This window comes from Cupriavidus basilensis, from assembly GCF_029335485.1.
GTDB lineage: Bacteria > Pseudomonadota > Gammaproteobacteria > Burkholderiales > Burkholderiaceae > Cupriavidus > Cupriavidus basilensis_E.
In genome coordinates, this window is sequence record NZ_JARJLM010000710.1 from 1 (window position 1) to 14,437 (window position 14,437).

Below are 14,437 nucleotides of genomic sequence, written 5' to 3' on the forward strand. Positions count from 1 at the left end.
TGTCTGAAAACCCACCCAAGCCCAAGAACCCGACACCACACCGCCTTTAGGCCCTGCAGACCCAAATCAGGTCCCCACAAACACAAAACAGAACCCAAGCCCCCCAGCGAGAATCAAAAATCAACAACCCCCGCCGGGCAGGCCCAACCTCTTAATGCCTGAAATGCCGGGTGCCGGTCAGCACCATCGCAATATTCCGCTCATCCGCGGCAGCGATCACCTCATCATCCCGCATGGAGCCGCCCGGCTGAATGACGCAGCTTGCGCCAGCATCCACCACCACATCCAACCCATCGCGGAACGGGAAGAACGCATCCGACGCCACCGCCGAACCCGTCAGGGTCAGACCGGCGTTCTGTGCCTTGATGCTGGCAATCCGCGCCGAATCCACCCGGCTCATCTGGCCGGCGCCGACGCCCAGCGTCATCCCGCCGCCGCAGAATACGATGGCGTTCGACTTGACGAACTTGGCCACGCGCCAGGCGAACATCAGGTCGTCCATTTCCTTCGGCGTCGGGTGACGCTTGGTCACGACGCGCAGTTCGCCCGGCTGCACGTTCTTGGCATCCGGGCTCTGCACCAGCAGGCCGCCGCCGACGCGCTTGAAGTCATACTGGTTGATGCCCTTGCCCAGCGGGATTTCCAGCAGGCGCACGTTCTGCTTGGCGGCGAACACCGCGCGCGCGCCGGCGCTGAAGGACGGGGCGATCAGGACTTCGACGAACTGCTTGGCCACGATCTGCGCGGCGGCTTCGTCCAGCTCGACGTTGAAGGCGATGATGCCGCCGAAGGCCGAGGTCGAGTCGGTCTTGAAGGCCTTCTCGTAGGCTTCCTGCGCGTTGGCGCCGATCGCCACGCCGCACGGGTTGGCGTGCTTGATGATCACGCAGGCGGCGCCGTTGGCGGGATCGAAGGACTTGACGCATTCCCACGCGGCGTCGGCATCGGCGATGTTGTTGTAGGACAGTTCCTTGCCCTGCATCTGCACGTAGTTGGCCAGCGAGCCGTCGAAGGCCTTGAGGTCGCGGTAGAACGCGGCGGACTGGTGCGGGTTTTCGCCGTAGCGCATTTCCTGCACCTTCTCGAAGGCCAGGTTGAGCGTTTGCGGGTAGGCGCTGCGGGCCTGGTGCGACTTGTCGGCGCCGAGGCTGGTCAGGTAGTTGGTGATGGCGCCGTCGTACTGTGCGGTGTGCGCGAACACCTTGGTGGCCAGGCGGAAATTGGTGTCGTAGCCGACGCTGTTGGCATTGGCGCGCATCTCGGCCAGCACCGGCGCGTAGTCGGCCGGGTCCACCACGACGGTGACGTCGCGGTGGTTCTTGGCGGCCGAGCGCAGCATGGTGGGGCCGCCGATGTCGATGTTCTCGATGGCGTCCGGCAGCGTGCAGTCGTCCTTGGCCACGGTCTGCTGGAACGGGTACAGGTTGACCACCAGCAGGTCGATGGTGGGGATATTGTGCTCGGCCAGCGCAGCCATGTGCTCGGGCAGGTCGCGGCGGGCCAGGATGCCGCCGTGCACCTTCGGGTGCAGCGTCTTGACGCGGCCGTCGAGCATTTCGGGGAAACCGGTGTAGTCGGCCACTTCCGTGACCGGCAGGCCGGCTTCGGCGAGCAGCTTGGCGGTGCCGCCGGTGGAAAGCAGCGTGACGCCGAGCGCGTTGAGGTCGCGGGCGAAGTCGACGATGCCGGTCTTGTCGGATACGGAGAGGAGGGCTTGCTTGATCATGGCTGTGGGGATCACTTCAAAGTAAACCGTGCTGCTGCAACTTCTTGCGCAGCGTATTGCGATTGATGCCAAGGTAGGCGGCGGCGAGCGACTGGTTGCGCTCGGCGCGCGCCATCACTGCCTCGAGCAGCGGCCGTTCGACGGCCTCGAGCACCATGTTGTACATATTCGACGGCTCTTCACCGTCCAGGTCGCGAAAGTAGGCACTCAGGCTGTCCCGAATGCACTGGTCGATAGCGTTGCGGCTCATGCGGCAAGCAACTCCCCGTTCTTGTTGTTGTTCGACTCGTTGCGTTTCTCGTCGTCGGCATCGTCCGTGCCGTCCACGCCTTCGTCCACGTACACCAGGCGTTCGGACAACAGCGCCTGTTCGTCGAAGAAGGCATTGACCGCGGCAAGCTGGTCCGTGGTGGTTTCCAGCGTGTTCATGCGGTGGCGGAACAGGTTGGCGCCAGCCAGCCCGCGCGTGTACCACGCAATGTGCTTGCGCGCGGTGCGCACGCCGGTGAACTCGCCATAGAAGTCGTAGTGGTCTTCCAGGTGCGCGTTCATGATGGCGCGGATCTCGGCCACTTCGGGCGGCGGCAACAGCTCGCCGGTGGCGAGGTAGTGCTCGATCTCGCGGAACAGCCAGGGCCGGCCCTGCGCCGCGCGGCCGATCATGATGGCGTCCGCGCCGGTCACGGCCAGCACGCGCTTTGCCTTCTGCGGCGTGGTGATGTCGCCATTGGCGACCACGGGAATCGAGACCGCTGCCTTGACCGCGGCAATGGTCTCGTACTCGGCTTCGCCCTTGTACAGGTCGGCGCGCGTGCGGCCGTGCACGGTCAGCATGCTGATGCCGGCGTCTTCCACCATGTGCGCGATGCGCAGCGCATTGCGGTTCTGGCGGTCCCATCCGGTGCGGATCTTGAGGGTGACGGGCACGCGGTCGCCGACCGCGGCGACCACCGCCTCGACGATGCGCACCACCAGCGGCTCGTTCTGCAGCAGCGCCGAGCCGGCGGCGACATTGCACACCTTCTTGGCCGGGCAGCCCATGTTGATATCGATGATCTGCGCGCCGCGATCCACGTTGTAGCGTGCCGCCTCGGCCATCATCGCGGGTTCGGCGCCCGCGATCTGGACCGAGATCGGTTCGACTTCGCCGGTGTGGTTGGCACGCCGCATGGTCTTCTCGCTCTTCCACAGCTGCGCGTTGGAAGCGACCATTTCGGACACCGCGTAGCCCGCCCCGAGCTGCTTGCACAGCTGGCGGAAGGGCCGGTCCGTCACGCCGGCCATGGGCGCGACGAACAGGTTGTTGCGGAGCTGGTGCGGTCCGATTTGCACGATAGAGACTGTCGAGGGGCCGCAAGGCGGCCCGCAACGAGACAAAAATGGAAATGGCATGCCCTGCCGATATGCAGCTCGGCGTCTTCAAGTGGGCATGTGTGAGGGCGGGATTTTACCGCCAAACGGCCCGGGTTGCTCAAGATTTGAGCAAATAATGCACCGGGCCCGATTGCAAACAATGGTGCCGGCGTGGCCGCCGGCCGGCTTTAGCGGCGCATGCCGTACATCATCTGCCGCGCCAGCGCATCCTTGAGCGGGCCCAGGCAGGCGAGCGCCGCCAGCGACGCGCCGCGCGCATGGGCCGCGAGCGGGTAGGAGATGCCAAACACGCGGGGCAGCAGGTCGGTCACCCCGATGGTCACGGCGCGGTCCAGCTTTTGTTGCGCCGCGAAAGCCTGCAGCGCTTGCGGGCTGCAGCCGGCGCGCAACGCCGCGCCCAGGGCAAACGCATCGCGCAGGCCCAGGTTGAGGCCCTGGCCGGCGACCGGGTGCAGCGTCTGCGCGGCATTGCCGACCGCGACCACGCGGCCCTGCACGGTGACCGGCGCGGCATTGAGCCCGAGCGGGAAGGCATGGCGCTTGCCGATGCCGGTGAAGCGGCCCATGCGCGGGCCGAAGGCCTGCTCCAGCTCGGCGAGGAATGCCGCGTCCGGCAGCGCCAGCCGTCGCGCCGCCAGGTCCGGCGGGCAGCACCACACCAGTGCATAGCCCGCCATGCCGTGCTCTTCGTGCGGCAGCAGCGCCAGCGGTCCTTCGTCGGTGAAGCGTTCCCAGGCCCAGCCCGGCTGTGGGCGCGAGCAGGCGACATGGGCGACGATCGCCGTCTGGCGGTAATCGCGCCGGTACTTCTGCGCCTGCGCGCCGCTCCCCGCGAGGGGGGACTGCTTGTGGAACAGGCCGCCTTCGGCCTGCACCGCCAGGCGCGCGGCAAAGGCGGCCGGCTGCCGATCGTGCGTGTGGCCGGTCAGGCGCACCAGTCCGCCAGACGCGCCGTCCTTGTTACCATCCGGGCCGGCGGACTGCTCGATGTGATCTATGCGTGTGTCGTAGGCGCGCGCCAGGCGCTCGCCGGCAGGGCCTGCCTGCTGGATAGCCTGGGCCAGCGCCCGTTCGAGCGCCTCGCACAGGTCGCCGTAGCGCACCACATAGCCAAGCGCGGGGACGTCGTAGTCGTCGCTGTGCAGCCTGACGTGGCCGAACCGCCCGCGCTGCGATACATGGATATGCTCGATCGGCGTGACCGCCCGGGGCCAGGCGCCGATCTGCTCCAGCAGCTGGCGGCTGCCGTGGGACAGCGCGATGGCGCGCGGATCGCGGGCCGCGCGCGCCGGCGTGGCGGCGTCGATCAGCGTCAGGCGCCAGGGGCTGTTGCGCAGCAGCAGGCAGGCCAGCGCCAGGCCCACCGGCCCGGCACCGACGATGGCGATGTCCGTGCCGTCCACGCTATCCAGGCTATCCAGCATATTCAGGTTCCGGGAGTCTTCAGGGCTTTTCTGGCGCATGCGCGCCGCCAGGGCTGGCGCCGATGTCGCCGTCGCCGGCGGCAAGGTCATCGCCCGCATCGTCCGCTGCCTGCGCGCCGCGCTTCCAGAGATTGGCGTCGGTGCGGTGCTTGCCTGCCTCGGCGTCGCGCAGGGCGTTGTCCAGTTTCTGCTGGCTGAAGCCCGGCAATGCCTGCAGGCGCGCCACCAGCGCGGCCTGGTTGACCGCGTTGAGCGGGATCACACAGCCCTGCGGCGTGCCGTCGGGCGCGGAATCGCCCACCAGGATCAGCCAGGCCGGACCGGCCCACGGTTCGCGGTTCGAAACCCGCACCACCACGCGCTCGAGCGCGTCCCACGCCAGCTCTTCGCGCTGGCCATCGGGGCGATGCACCACCAGGCGGTCGTCGTAGAGGTTGATCACGAACGGTTGCGCGGGATCGTAGGCGGGCGCGCGGCTGGTCTGCGCGCGATTGCCCACCGGAAGTACCTTGCGTAGCCAGCCCATCATCGCGCACCTCCCGCGTCGCGCATCAGCGCCTCGATTTCGTCCGCCTTGACCGGGACGCCGCGCGTCATCAGGTCGCAGCCGCCACCGGTCACCACCGCATCGTCCTCGATGCGGATGCCGATATGCCAGAAGCGCTCCGGCACTTCCGGTGCCGGGCGCACGTAGATGCCGGGTTCCACCGTCAGCACCATGCCGGGTTCGAGCGGGCGCCAGGCGCGCTCGCCTTCGGCCGGGGCAGCGCCCGGCACGCGGTATTCGCCCACGTCGTGCACGTCCATGCCGAGCCAGTGGCCGGTGCGGTGCATATAGAACTGGCGGTAGCTGCCGCTGGCCAGCACGTCGTCCAGGCTGCCGCAGCGGTTGCGGTCGAGCAGGCCGGTATCGAGCATGCCTTGCGCCAGCACGCGCGTGGCGGCGTCGTGCGGCACGTTGTAGGGCACGCCGGGGCGGGTCTCGGCGATGGCGGCTTCCTGCGCGGCCAGCACCAGGTCGTACAGTTCGCGCTGGGCCGGCGAGAAGCGGCCGGAAACCGGGAAGGTGCGGGTGATGTCGGAGGCGTAGCCATCGAGCTCGCAGCCGGCGTCGATCAGGCACAGGTCGCCATCGTGCAGCTCGGCGGGGCCGGCGCGGTAGTGCAGCACGCAGGCATTGGGGCCGGCGGCGACGATGGAGTTGTAGGCGACGCTCTGCGCGCCGTGGCGGCGGAACTCATAGAGCAGCTCGGCCTCCAGGTGGTACTCGCGCAGCCCCTGGCGCGACACGCGCATGGCGCGCACATGGGCCTGCGCCGAGATCTCGGCGGCACGGCGCATGGTGGCGATCTCGCCGGCATCCTTGAACAGGCGCATCTCGTCGAGGATGGTGCGGATGTCGATGGCCGTCGACGGCGAGCTCACGCCGGCGCGTCCCTGCATGCGCACCGCGTCCAGCCAGCGCCGCACCTGCATGTCGGTGCGGGTGGTGGCGGCCAGCGGGTAGGCCAGCACGGCGTGGTTGGCCAGCAGCGGCGGCAGCAGCGCGTCGATCTCCTCGATCGAATGCGCCTCGTCGAAGCCGAAGGCCGCGCGCGCGCCTTCCGGGCCGTGGCGGAAGCCGTCCCAGATCTCGCGTTCCTCGTGCTTGGGGCGGCAGAAGAGGATGCTGCGCTCGGCGCCGCACGCCTGTGCCACCAGCACCAGCACCGCCTCCGGCTCGGTGAAACCGGTCAGGTAATAGAAGTAGCTGTCGTGGCGATAGGGGTAGTCGCTATCGCGGTTGCGCATGGCTTCGGGCGCGGTGGGCAGGATTGCCACGCCGCCGCCGGCGGCGCGCAGTTGCTGCAGCACGCGGGCGCGCCGGTCGCGACAGGCGAGGAGGAGAGCGGAGTCGGGTGCGGACATGTGTGGGGCCACGTGGATGGGGAATAAGCTGATTCTACCGCCGCCGCATTGCCGGTGCGGTACTTGGGCAGGCGAGAGGGGTCAGGCCAGCGGTGCCGCCGCCGCGCCGGCCCTGGCCCGCACCGCGGCATCCAGGGCCGCCAGCTGGGCTGGCGTGCCGACGTTTTCCCAGACGCCGTCGAAGCGCTCGCCGCTGGCCAGGCCGGCGGCCACCGCGGCACGGTAATAGGGCGTCATGGCGACTTTCCGGCCGGGCTCGATGGCGGTGAACAGCCGTGTGTCATACAGGCCGATATTGCCGAAGGTCAGGTTTGGCGCCGCCGGCGTGGCCGCGGGCAACAGCCGGCCATCCGCGTCCAGCGCAAAATCGCCGCCCGGGTGGAACGGCGGATTGGGCACCATCACCAGGTGCATGCGCGCCTCGGGCGCGCCGGACATGGCGCGCAGGCGCGGCAGCAGGCAGTGGAAGTCGTAATCGGTGAAGATGTCGCCGGATACGGCCAGGAAGATCTCGCCGCGCGCCGGCGCGGACGACAATAGCGGCAGCGCCTGGGCGATGCCGCCGGCGGTTTCCAGTGCGCTGGACTCGGCCGAGTAGGCCAGGCGCACGCCGAGGCGGCTGCCGTCGCCGAGCGCGTCTTCGATCTGCGCGCCGAGCCAGGCGTGGTTGATCACGATGTCGTTGAAGCCGGCACGCGCCAGGGCTTCGATCTTCCAGACGATCAGCGGCTTGCCGCCCACCGGCAGCAGCGGCTTGGGGCAGGTATCGGTCAGCGGGCGCATGCGCTCGCCACGCCCGGCCGCAAAAATCATGGCTTTCAATGCAGGGTCTCCGGCGCTTACTTCAGCGCGTTCAGCAGGTAGGTCATTGCGATCAGGGTGGTCATGCCGCCGGCAATGGTCCAGCCGATGCTGCGCGTCCTGGCGGCGATGACGATGGCCACCAGCCCGGCCACCAGGCGCGCATTGCCGGGGTGGATATCGACCTGGCCGTCGCGCATCAGCAGGTCGGGCGCGATCAGGGCGGACAGCATGGCGGCCGGCACGAACTGCAGCGCGGTGCGGAACCAGGACGGCAGCCGCACCCGGCCCTCCACCGCGATGAACGACAGGCGGATCAGGAAGGTGGCGAGGCCGGCGCCGATGAATACCAGCAGCAGGGTCATCTGGCTCATGCCGAGGGCTCCGTCGAGGCTCGCCTGGGTTGCCGGCGCTCCTTGCCCAGCAGCAGCATGCCCGCGGCAATGCCGCCCAGCGCCGCCACCATCAGGCCGAGCTTGTGCGGCATGCCGAAGCAGGCCACCGCCAGCGCCGTGGCCACCAGCGCCGCCGCGGCGTGCGAGCGGCGCTTGATGCCCGGCACGATGATGGCGATAAAGGTGAGCGGCAGGAAGAAATCGAGCGGCCAGTCGCGCGGCACCTGGGCGCCCACCAGCACGCCGGCCAGCGTCGAGACCTGCCAGCTGGCCCACAGCGCGAAGCCCGCGCCGAAGAAGAACCAGTGGCGGTAGCGCTGGTGCCCGTCGTCGTCGACCAGGCGCCGGGTCATGGCGGCGAAGGCTTCGTCGGTCAGCAGGTAGGCGATCAGCGTCTTCCAGCGGCGCGGCAGGTGGGCCAGCGACGGGGCCATGGTGGCCGAATACAGCGCATGGCGCAGGTTGACCATGGCCACCGTGACCGCGATCAGCAGCGCGGGGGTGCCCGCCGCCCACAACTGCGTCAGGATCATCTGCGAGGCGCCGCCGAACACGATTGCGCTCATGGCGCAGGCCAGCCACGCGGGCATGCCGGCGTTGACCGCCAGCACGCCATAGATCAGGCCGAACGGCGCCACGCCCAGCAGCATGGGCGCCAGCGCGCGCGCGCCCGCCCACCATTCGCCGCGGCGGGTGATGGCGGTCGCGGGGCCGCTGCCCGCTGTCATGGGCGGCATGCCGGCCTGCCGGGCATGGCCGGCATCGCTTGGGGATGCATCAGAAGGTGTAGCCGACCGGGCGCTCGACGCCGTCGAGCGCGTCGAACAGGCGCACCAGCTTGCGCAGCTCGATGTAGCGGCCCGCCACCTGGCGTGCGTACTTGAGCACCAGCGGCAGGTTGGCCAGATAGCCGTCCTTGCCGTCGCGATGGTACAGGCGGGCGAAGATGCCGAGCACCTTGAGGTGGCGCTGCAGGCCCATCCACTCGAAATCGCGGTAGAACTCGCCAAAATCGGCGTTCACCGGCAGTCCGGCCTTGCGGGCGCGTTCCCAGTAGCGGATCAGCCAGTCGAGCTGCTCCTGCTCGTCCCATTCGATATAGGCGTCGCGCCACAGCGAGACCGCGTCGTAGGTGATGGGGCCGATCACCGCGTCCTGGAAATCCAGGATGCCCGGGTTGCCCTTGCCGTCGAGCACCATCAGGTTGCGCGAATGATAGTCGCGGTGGACATAGACCTGCGGCTGCGCCAGGTTGTTGGCCAGCAGCGTTTGCATCACCTCGGCCAGGCCGGCTTCCTGCTCCGGGGTCAGCGTGACGCCGAGGTGCCTGGCCACGTACCACTGCGGGAACAGGTCGAGCTCGCGCTGCAGCAGCGCGCGGTCGTAGGCGGGCAGGGCGCCGGGGCGGGTGGCGAGCTGGATCTGTACCAGCGCAGCGGCAGCGTCGCCATAGAGCTGGCGCGCGCTCGCCGGCTCCAGCCGGGACAGGTAGGTGGTGTTGCCGAGGTCGCTCAGCAGCAGGAATCCTTGCCCGAGGTCCTGCGCCAGCACCTTCGGCACGGTCACGCCGGCCGCGCCGAACAATTCCGCCACATGGATGAAGGGGCGGCAGTCCTCTTGCGCGGGCGGCGCATCCATCACGATCGCGGTCGGATATCCGGGGTGGCCGGTGCTGACCCGGAAGTAGCGCCGGAAGCTGGCATCGGCCGATGCCGGGGCGCAGGAATCGGGATTGACGGACCAGGCCGGACCAAGTCCGGACACCCAGACTTTGAGTTGATCGAGACGCGGGTCGAGAGGAAGTGCTGCCATGCCGGAAAGGGAGAATAGGATGCCCCGTATAATACCCGACCAGACCCGGGCCCCGGGGCGGCTCCCAGGCGGGCCTCCCATGGCCCGACAGCCTGCTTCGGCGGTGGCTGGCGGTTGCTGGGCCGCCGCCGCCGCTCTGACTCATGACCCGCTCGCATGACCGAACAACGACGATCACCGAACCAGAAGGCAAGCAAGACATCGGCGCGACTCCCCGGCAGCGCACTGCGCCCGCTCGTGTTGGCCATGGCCGGCTGGTCAGTGGGCGCTCACGCGCAGTCCGCGGGTTCGGTCATTCCCGACCTGCCGGTGGCCGAGCCCAGCGCCGAGCAGGCGCCCTTGAAGCCGCCGGTATCCGGCGAACTGGTGCCCCGGCTGGCCGAGCCGGCCACCGCCAAGACCCAGACCGGCCAGCCGGACGAGAACCCGCCCACCTTTGTCTCGGGCGACCGCATGACCGGCTACAACCAGCGCGGCGTGGAACTCGAAGGCAATGCCGAACTGCGCCGCGACGGCAGCGTGGTCAAGGGCGACAAGCTGACCTATGACCAGGACAGCGACGAGGCATTCGCCCACGGCAACGCCCGCGTCTCGCGCAATGGATCGCTCGCGGTGGGGCCGGAAGCCCGGCTGAAGGTCGAGGCCAATGAAGGCTATATGCTGTCGCCGGACTACTACTTCCAGCAGACCGGCGGCTCCGGCAAGGCCGAGCGTATCGATTTCATCGACAAGAACCAGAGCCTCATCAAGCACGCGTCCTACACTACCTGTTCGCCCGACAACGCGGACTGGTATTTCAGCGCGCGCGAGCTCGAAATCGACAGCGATCGCCAGGTCGGCACCGCCTACGGCAGCGTGCTGCGCTTCTTCGACGTGCCGATCATGGCGGCGCCGATGTTCAGCTTCCCCCTGAACAACGAGCGCCGCAGCGGGCTGCTGCCGCCGCTGTTCGGCTACAGCTCGCGCTCAGGCATGGACCTGACGGTGCCGTACTATTTCAACATCGCGCCCAACCGGGACCTGACGCTCTTCCCGCGCGTGCTGAGCTCGCGCGGCGTGCAGCTCGGCAGTGACTTCCGTTACCTCGGCCAGGGGTATTCGGGGCGCATCCGGGGTGAATTCCTGCCGGACGACCAGAAGACCAGGACCAATCGCTGGGCGTATTCGGTACAGCACTACCAGAACATCGCCACCGGCCTGAATGCTTACCTCAACGTCAACAAGGTGTCGGATGCGCAGTATCCCGACGACCTGACGCGCTCGGCGACGCTGTCGACGCTGCGCCAGTACACGCAAGAAGGCGGCGTGACCTATAACTGGCACGATATTGCGGTGCTGGCGCGGGTGCAGAAGTTCCAGACCCTGGCGCCCAGCCAGCCTTCGTACGAACGCGAGCCGCAGCTCAACGTCAAGTACACGCGCTACGACCTGGCCGGCTTCGACATTCAGGTCGAGGCCGACTACACGCGATTCCGCATCCCGTTGACCACGACGGGCACGCAGCAGCCGCAGGGCGAGCGGGTCTTCATCCAGCCCTCCATCAGCTATCCGATCATACGGCCGGGCTGGTTCGTCACGCCCAAGGCGACGTTCAATGCCTCCCAGTACCAGATGGAGTCGGCCAACAACACGCCGGGCGCGCCCAATACGCTGAACCGGGCCCTGCCGACCTTGAGCGTGGACTCCGGCATGACCTTCGAGCGCGATGCGCCGACCGTGAGCCGGCTGTTCGGCGTCAACTATGTGCAGACGCTGGAACCGCGCCTGTTCTACGTCTACACGCCGTTCCGCGACCAGAGCCTGTTCCCGCTGTTCGATACCGTGCAGTCGGACTTCGGCTACGGGCAGATTTTCAGCGAGAACCCGTTCACGGGGAATGACCGCATCGCCGACAACAACAAGCTGACGGCGGGTGTGACCACGCGCCTGATCGAAGCGTCCAGCGGCATCGAACGCTTCCGCGGCACGCTTGCGCAGCGTTTCGACTTCTCCGGCCAACGGGTGCAGCTCAACGGTACGGACCCTGCCAAGACAGGCTATTCGGACCTGCTGGCGGCGACCACGATCCAGCTGTTCAAGGGTTATTACCTGGATACCGGACTGCAATACAATCCGGACAGCAACCGGGTGATCTATTCGAATATCGCCTTTTCGTGGCGGCCCGAGGCGCGCAAGACCTTCAATGTCGGCTATCGCTACCGGCGCCCGACCTCGGTGACGGACAATACCGCCATCGACCAGTTCGAGCTTTCAAGCCAGTGGCCGCTGAGCCAGCGTACCTATGGCATCGGCCGGGTGGCATTCGACCTGAGCGCAAGCCAGCTGGTCGATGCACTGGCCGGTTTCGAATACGCGGCGGATTGCTGGGTGGGACGCGTCGTCTACCAGCGTTTCCGCAATACTTCGCAGGGCTACACCGGGCGTATCTTCTTCCAGGTGGAGTTCCGCGGCCTGTCCAAGATCGGCTCCAATCCGCTGGATGTGCTGCGGCTGAACGTGCCGGGTTATGAGCCCGTCGTCGCCAGGCCGGTGATCCCATCCCAGCTCGACCACTATGAATGACGGACCATGATGAAACGTCAAGAATTCAACGCTCTTTCCTCCATGTCTTCCAGCCTGAACGGCTGGCAAAGCATGCTGCTGACCGCGCTGCTGGCGGCGTTCGCGCTGCCCGCGGCAGCCCAGCTGAAGGCGCCGTCCGCGCAGCGGACCACCGGCATTTTCATGCCGCAGGCTGGCGATAACGCGTCGCCCAGCCAGCCGCGCCTCGGCGTGACGCAGCCCGGCGCCAGCGCCCAGCGCTCGCAGCTGGTGGACGAGGTGGTGGCGATCGTCAACAACAGCGTGATCACCAGGCGCGAACTGCTGGACCGCGCCGACGAGATCGAAGGGCAGCTGCGCCAGGCCAACCGGCCGGTGCCGGCGCGTGCCGACCTGCTGGGCGAGGTGCTGGAGCGGCTGGTGATGGACCGCGTGCAGACCCAGGCGGCGGAGGAAGCGGGCATCAAGGTGACCGACCAGGAAGTCGACCGCGCCGTCGAGTCGGTGGCGCAGCAGAATCACCTGAACGTGACGGACCTGCGCAGCCAGGTCGAGCGCACCGGCATGACCTGGACCAAGTACCGCACCGAGCTGCGCAAGCAGGTGCAGGTCATCCGCCTGCGCGAACGCGAGGTGGATTCCAAGGTCCAGGTCTACGACGGCGAAATCGACAACTACCTGGCCGCGCACAACGGGCAGGCTGGCGCCGCCAGCGGCCCCACCGAATACAACGTGGCCCAGATCCTGGTGCGCGTGCCGGAGGATGCCTCCGAGGCGCAGAAGGCCACGCTGCGCGCCAAGGCCGAGGGGCTGCTCAAGCAAGCCCAGGGCGGCGCGGATTTTGCCCAGCTGGCGCAGGCCTCCGACGCGCCCGAAGCCGCCAAGGGCGGCGCGCTCGGCTTCCGCGAGATCGGCCGGCTGCCGGCACTGTTCGCCAACGCCGTCCTCGACCTCCAGCCCGGCGCCGTGGTGCCGCAGGTGATCGAGAGCGCCAACGGCTTCCACGTGCTCAGGCTGGTGGCCAAGCGCACCGCGCCGCCGGCCTCGTCCAGCCCGGCCGTCGGCGACCGCATCACCCAGACCCAGGTGCGCCATATCCTGATCCGCACCGGCCCGAACATGCCGGAGGCCGAGGCGCGCCGCCAGCTCGCCACGCTGCGCGACCGCATTACCCACGGCGGCGACTTTGCCGATGCGGCGAAGCGTTTCTCGCAGGACGGTTCGGCGCAGAACGGTGGCGATCTCGGCTGGGTGTCGCCGGGCGAACTGGTTCCTGAGTTCGAGCAGGCCATGAGCCGCCTGCGCCCGGGCGAAGTGTCGGAGCCCGTCGTCAGCCAGTTCGGCGTGCACCTGATCCAGGTGCTCAACCGCCGCGAAACCGAAAGCTCGCCGGAAAAACAGCGAGATTTCGCCCGTGCGGAGATCCGCGAGCAGAAGATGCGCGTGGCCTATGACGACTGGCTGCGCCAGTTGCGCCAGGCGGCCTACGTCGAATACCGCGTCAACCGCCAACGTTAAAGGGAACGCGTCATCGCCATGTCCGAGCCGCTCGCGCTAGCCATCACCACCGGGGAACCCGCCGGCATCGGTCCCGATATCACCATCGGGGCCTTGTTGCAGATCGCCGGCGAGCATCCCCAGGTGCGCTTTCACGTGCTGGGCGACGCGCGCCTGCTGGCTGCGCGCGCCGCGGCGCTGGGCGTGGCGCAGGCCTGGGCGCGCCGGCTGGCGGACGGTAGCGTGGTCAGCGAGGATATCGCGCTGGGCGTGCCGTGCGAGCCCGGCCGGCTCGACACCCGCAATGGCGCCTATGTGCTGGCCCTGCTCGATGCCGCCATCGACGGTTGCAGCGCAAGCGCCGACGGTGTCCCGCGCTATGCCGGCATGGTGACCGCGCCCGTGCAGAAAAGCACCATCAACGACGCCGGCGTGCCCTTTACCGGCCACACCGAATACCTGGCCGAGCGCGCCGGCGCGGCGCGCGTGGTCATGATGCTGGCCGGCCCGCAGCCCGCGCACGGCAATGCCATGCTGCGGGTGGCGCTGGCCACCACGCACCTGCCGCTGCGCGCGGTACCCGATGCGCTGGGCGTGGGCATGCTGGTGGAAACGCTGGCCATCATCGACGCCGACCTGCGCCATCATTTCGGCCTGGCCCGCCCGCGTATCCTGGTGACCGGACTCAACCCCCATGCCGGCGAAAGCGGCCATATGGGCCACGAGGAGATCGACGTGATCATCCCCGCGCTGGCGCGTGCCGCCGACGCGGGCATCGACGCGCGCGGCCCTTATCCCGCCGACACGCTGTTCCAGCCCCGTCATCTCGACGGCGCCGACTGCGTGCTGGCCATGTACCACGACCAGGGCCTGGCGCCGCTCAAGTACGGCACCTTTGGCCATGGCGTCAATATCACGCTGGGCCTGCCCTTCATCCGCACATCGGTCGATCACGGTAC

General features: G+C 68.2%; 13 protein-coding genes. 3 read left to right on the forward strand and 10 right to left on the reverse strand.

Annotated elements, in window-relative coordinates; translation table 11 throughout:
* Positions 1-151 precede the first annotated feature (151 nt).
* From purH to P3W85_RS43655, 10 genes are all read right to left on the reverse strand, one after another.
* Positions 152-1,726, reverse strand: a complete 1,575-nt coding sequence (gene purH, locus P3W85_RS43610; RefSeq protein ID WP_276269388.1) for a bifunctional phosphoribosylaminoimidazolecarboxamide formyltransferase/IMP cyclohydrolase — start codon at positions 1,724-1,726, stop codon at positions 152-154.
* 16 nt (positions 1,727-1,742) lie between these two features.
* On the reverse strand, positions 1,743-1,976 hold the full coding sequence (locus tag P3W85_RS43615) for a Fis family transcriptional regulator (protein WP_017225335.1): 234 nt from the start codon (positions 1,974-1,976) through the stop codon (positions 1,743-1,745).
* Positions 1,973-3,058, reverse strand: a complete 1,086-nt coding sequence (gene dusB, locus P3W85_RS43620; protein ID WP_017225334.1) for a tRNA dihydrouridine synthase DusB — start codon at positions 3,056-3,058, stop codon at positions 1,973-1,975. The genes P3W85_RS43615 and dusB overlap by 4 nt, the downstream gene beginning before the upstream one ends.
* A 209-nt stretch (positions 3,059-3,267) precedes the next feature.
* Positions 3,268-4,524, reverse strand: coding sequence for a UbiH/UbiF/VisC/COQ6 family ubiquinone biosynthesis hydroxylase (locus P3W85_RS43625; RefSeq protein WP_276269389.1), 1,257 nt, complete (start codon positions 4,522-4,524; stop codon positions 3,268-3,270).
* Positions 4,525-4,543: 19 nt separating this feature from the next.
* Complete coding sequence (locus tag P3W85_RS43630; protein WP_276269390.1) at positions 4,544-5,053, reverse strand: hypothetical protein; 510 nt, start codon at positions 5,051-5,053, stop codon at positions 4,544-4,546.
* Complete coding sequence (locus P3W85_RS43635) at positions 5,050-6,432, reverse strand: aminopeptidase P N-terminal domain-containing protein (protein ID WP_276269391.1); 1,383 nt, start codon at positions 6,430-6,432, stop codon at positions 5,050-5,052. Before P3W85_RS43635 ends, P3W85_RS43630 begins: the two co-directional genes overlap by 4 nt.
* 81 nt (positions 6,433-6,513) lie before the next feature.
* Positions 6,514-7,254 (reverse strand): N-acetylmuramate alpha-1-phosphate uridylyltransferase MurU, encoded by a 741-nt coding sequence (murU, locus tag P3W85_RS43640; protein ID WP_276269392.1) that lies wholly within the window; start codon positions 7,252-7,254, stop codon positions 6,514-6,516.
* A 17-nt stretch (positions 7,255-7,271) separates the two neighbouring features.
* Entirely contained in the window at positions 7,272-7,607 is a 336-nt protein-coding gene (locus P3W85_RS43645) for an AzlD domain-containing protein (RefSeq protein WP_276269393.1), read from the reverse strand.
* Positions 7,604-8,365: an AzlC family ABC transporter permease gene (locus tag P3W85_RS43650; protein ID WP_276269394.1), complete on the reverse strand. Its 762-nt coding sequence runs from the start codon at positions 8,363-8,365 to the stop codon at positions 7,604-7,606. Before P3W85_RS43650 ends, P3W85_RS43645 begins: the two co-directional genes overlap by 4 nt.
* Positions 8,366-8,405: 40 nt before the next feature.
* Positions 8,406-9,440: an aminoglycoside phosphotransferase family protein gene (locus P3W85_RS43655; protein ID WP_276269395.1), complete on the reverse strand. Its 1,035-nt coding sequence runs from the start codon at positions 9,438-9,440 to the stop codon at positions 8,406-8,408.
* A 156-nt stretch (positions 9,441-9,596) separates the two neighbouring features.
* Here P3W85_RS43655 and P3W85_RS43660 point away from each other — a divergent pair, with 156 nt between their 5' ends.
* The 3 genes from P3W85_RS43660 to pdxA form a co-directional block, all read left to right on the forward strand.
* Positions 9,597-12,002 (forward strand): LPS-assembly protein LptD, encoded by a 2,406-nt coding sequence (locus P3W85_RS43660; RefSeq protein ID WP_276269396.1) that lies wholly within the window; start codon positions 9,597-9,599, stop codon positions 12,000-12,002.
* Between the two features lie 9 nt (positions 12,003-12,011).
* Positions 12,012-13,499, forward strand: a complete 1,488-nt coding sequence (locus P3W85_RS43665) for a peptidylprolyl isomerase (protein WP_276269398.1) — start codon at positions 12,012-12,014, stop codon at positions 13,497-13,499.
* A gap of 18 nt (positions 13,500-13,517) precedes the next feature.
* Positions 13,518-14,437, forward strand: a 920-nt coding sequence (gene pdxA / locus P3W85_RS43670; protein WP_276269397.1) for a 4-hydroxythreonine-4-phosphate dehydrogenase PdxA, incomplete at its 3' end; no start/stop codon positions are given.

Excerpts from the sequence above, each read along its gene's own strand:
- purH (WP_276269388.1), bottom strand. The coding sequence starts at position 1,726 with ATGATCAAGCAAGCCCTCCTCTCCGTATCCGACAAGACCGGCATCGTC.
- P3W85_RS43615 (WP_017225335.1), bottom strand. The coding sequence starts at position 1,976 with ATGAGCCGCAACGCTATCGACCAGTGCATTCGGGACAGCCTGAGTGCC.
- P3W85_RS43625 (WP_276269389.1), bottom strand. The coding sequence starts at position 4,524 with ATGCTGGATAGCCTGGATAGCGTGGACGGCACGGACATCGCCATCGTC.
- P3W85_RS43630 (WP_276269390.1), bottom strand. The coding sequence starts at position 5,053 with ATGATGGGCTGGCTACGCAAGGTACTTCCGGTGGGCAATCGCGCGCAG.
- P3W85_RS43635 (WP_276269391.1), bottom strand. The coding sequence starts at position 6,432 with ATGTCCGCACCCGACTCCGCTCTCCTCCTCGCCTGTCGCGACCGGCGC.
- P3W85_RS43645 (WP_276269393.1), bottom strand. The coding sequence starts at position 7,607 with ATGAGCCAGATGACCCTGCTGCTGGTATTCATCGGCGCCGGCCTCGCC.
- P3W85_RS43650 (WP_276269394.1), bottom strand. The coding sequence starts at position 8,365 with ATGCCGCCCATGACAGCGGGCAGCGGCCCCGCGACCGCCATCACCCGC.
- P3W85_RS43655 (WP_276269395.1), bottom strand. The coding sequence starts at position 9,440 with ATGGCAGCACTTCCTCTCGACCCGCGTCTCGATCAACTCAAAGTCTGG.
- P3W85_RS43660 (WP_276269396.1), top strand. The coding sequence starts at position 9,597 with ATGACCGAACAACGACGATCACCGAACCAGAAGGCAAGCAAGACATCG.
- P3W85_RS43665 (WP_276269398.1), top strand. The coding sequence starts at position 12,012 with ATGAAACGTCAAGAATTCAACGCTCTTTCCTCCATGTCTTCCAGCCTG.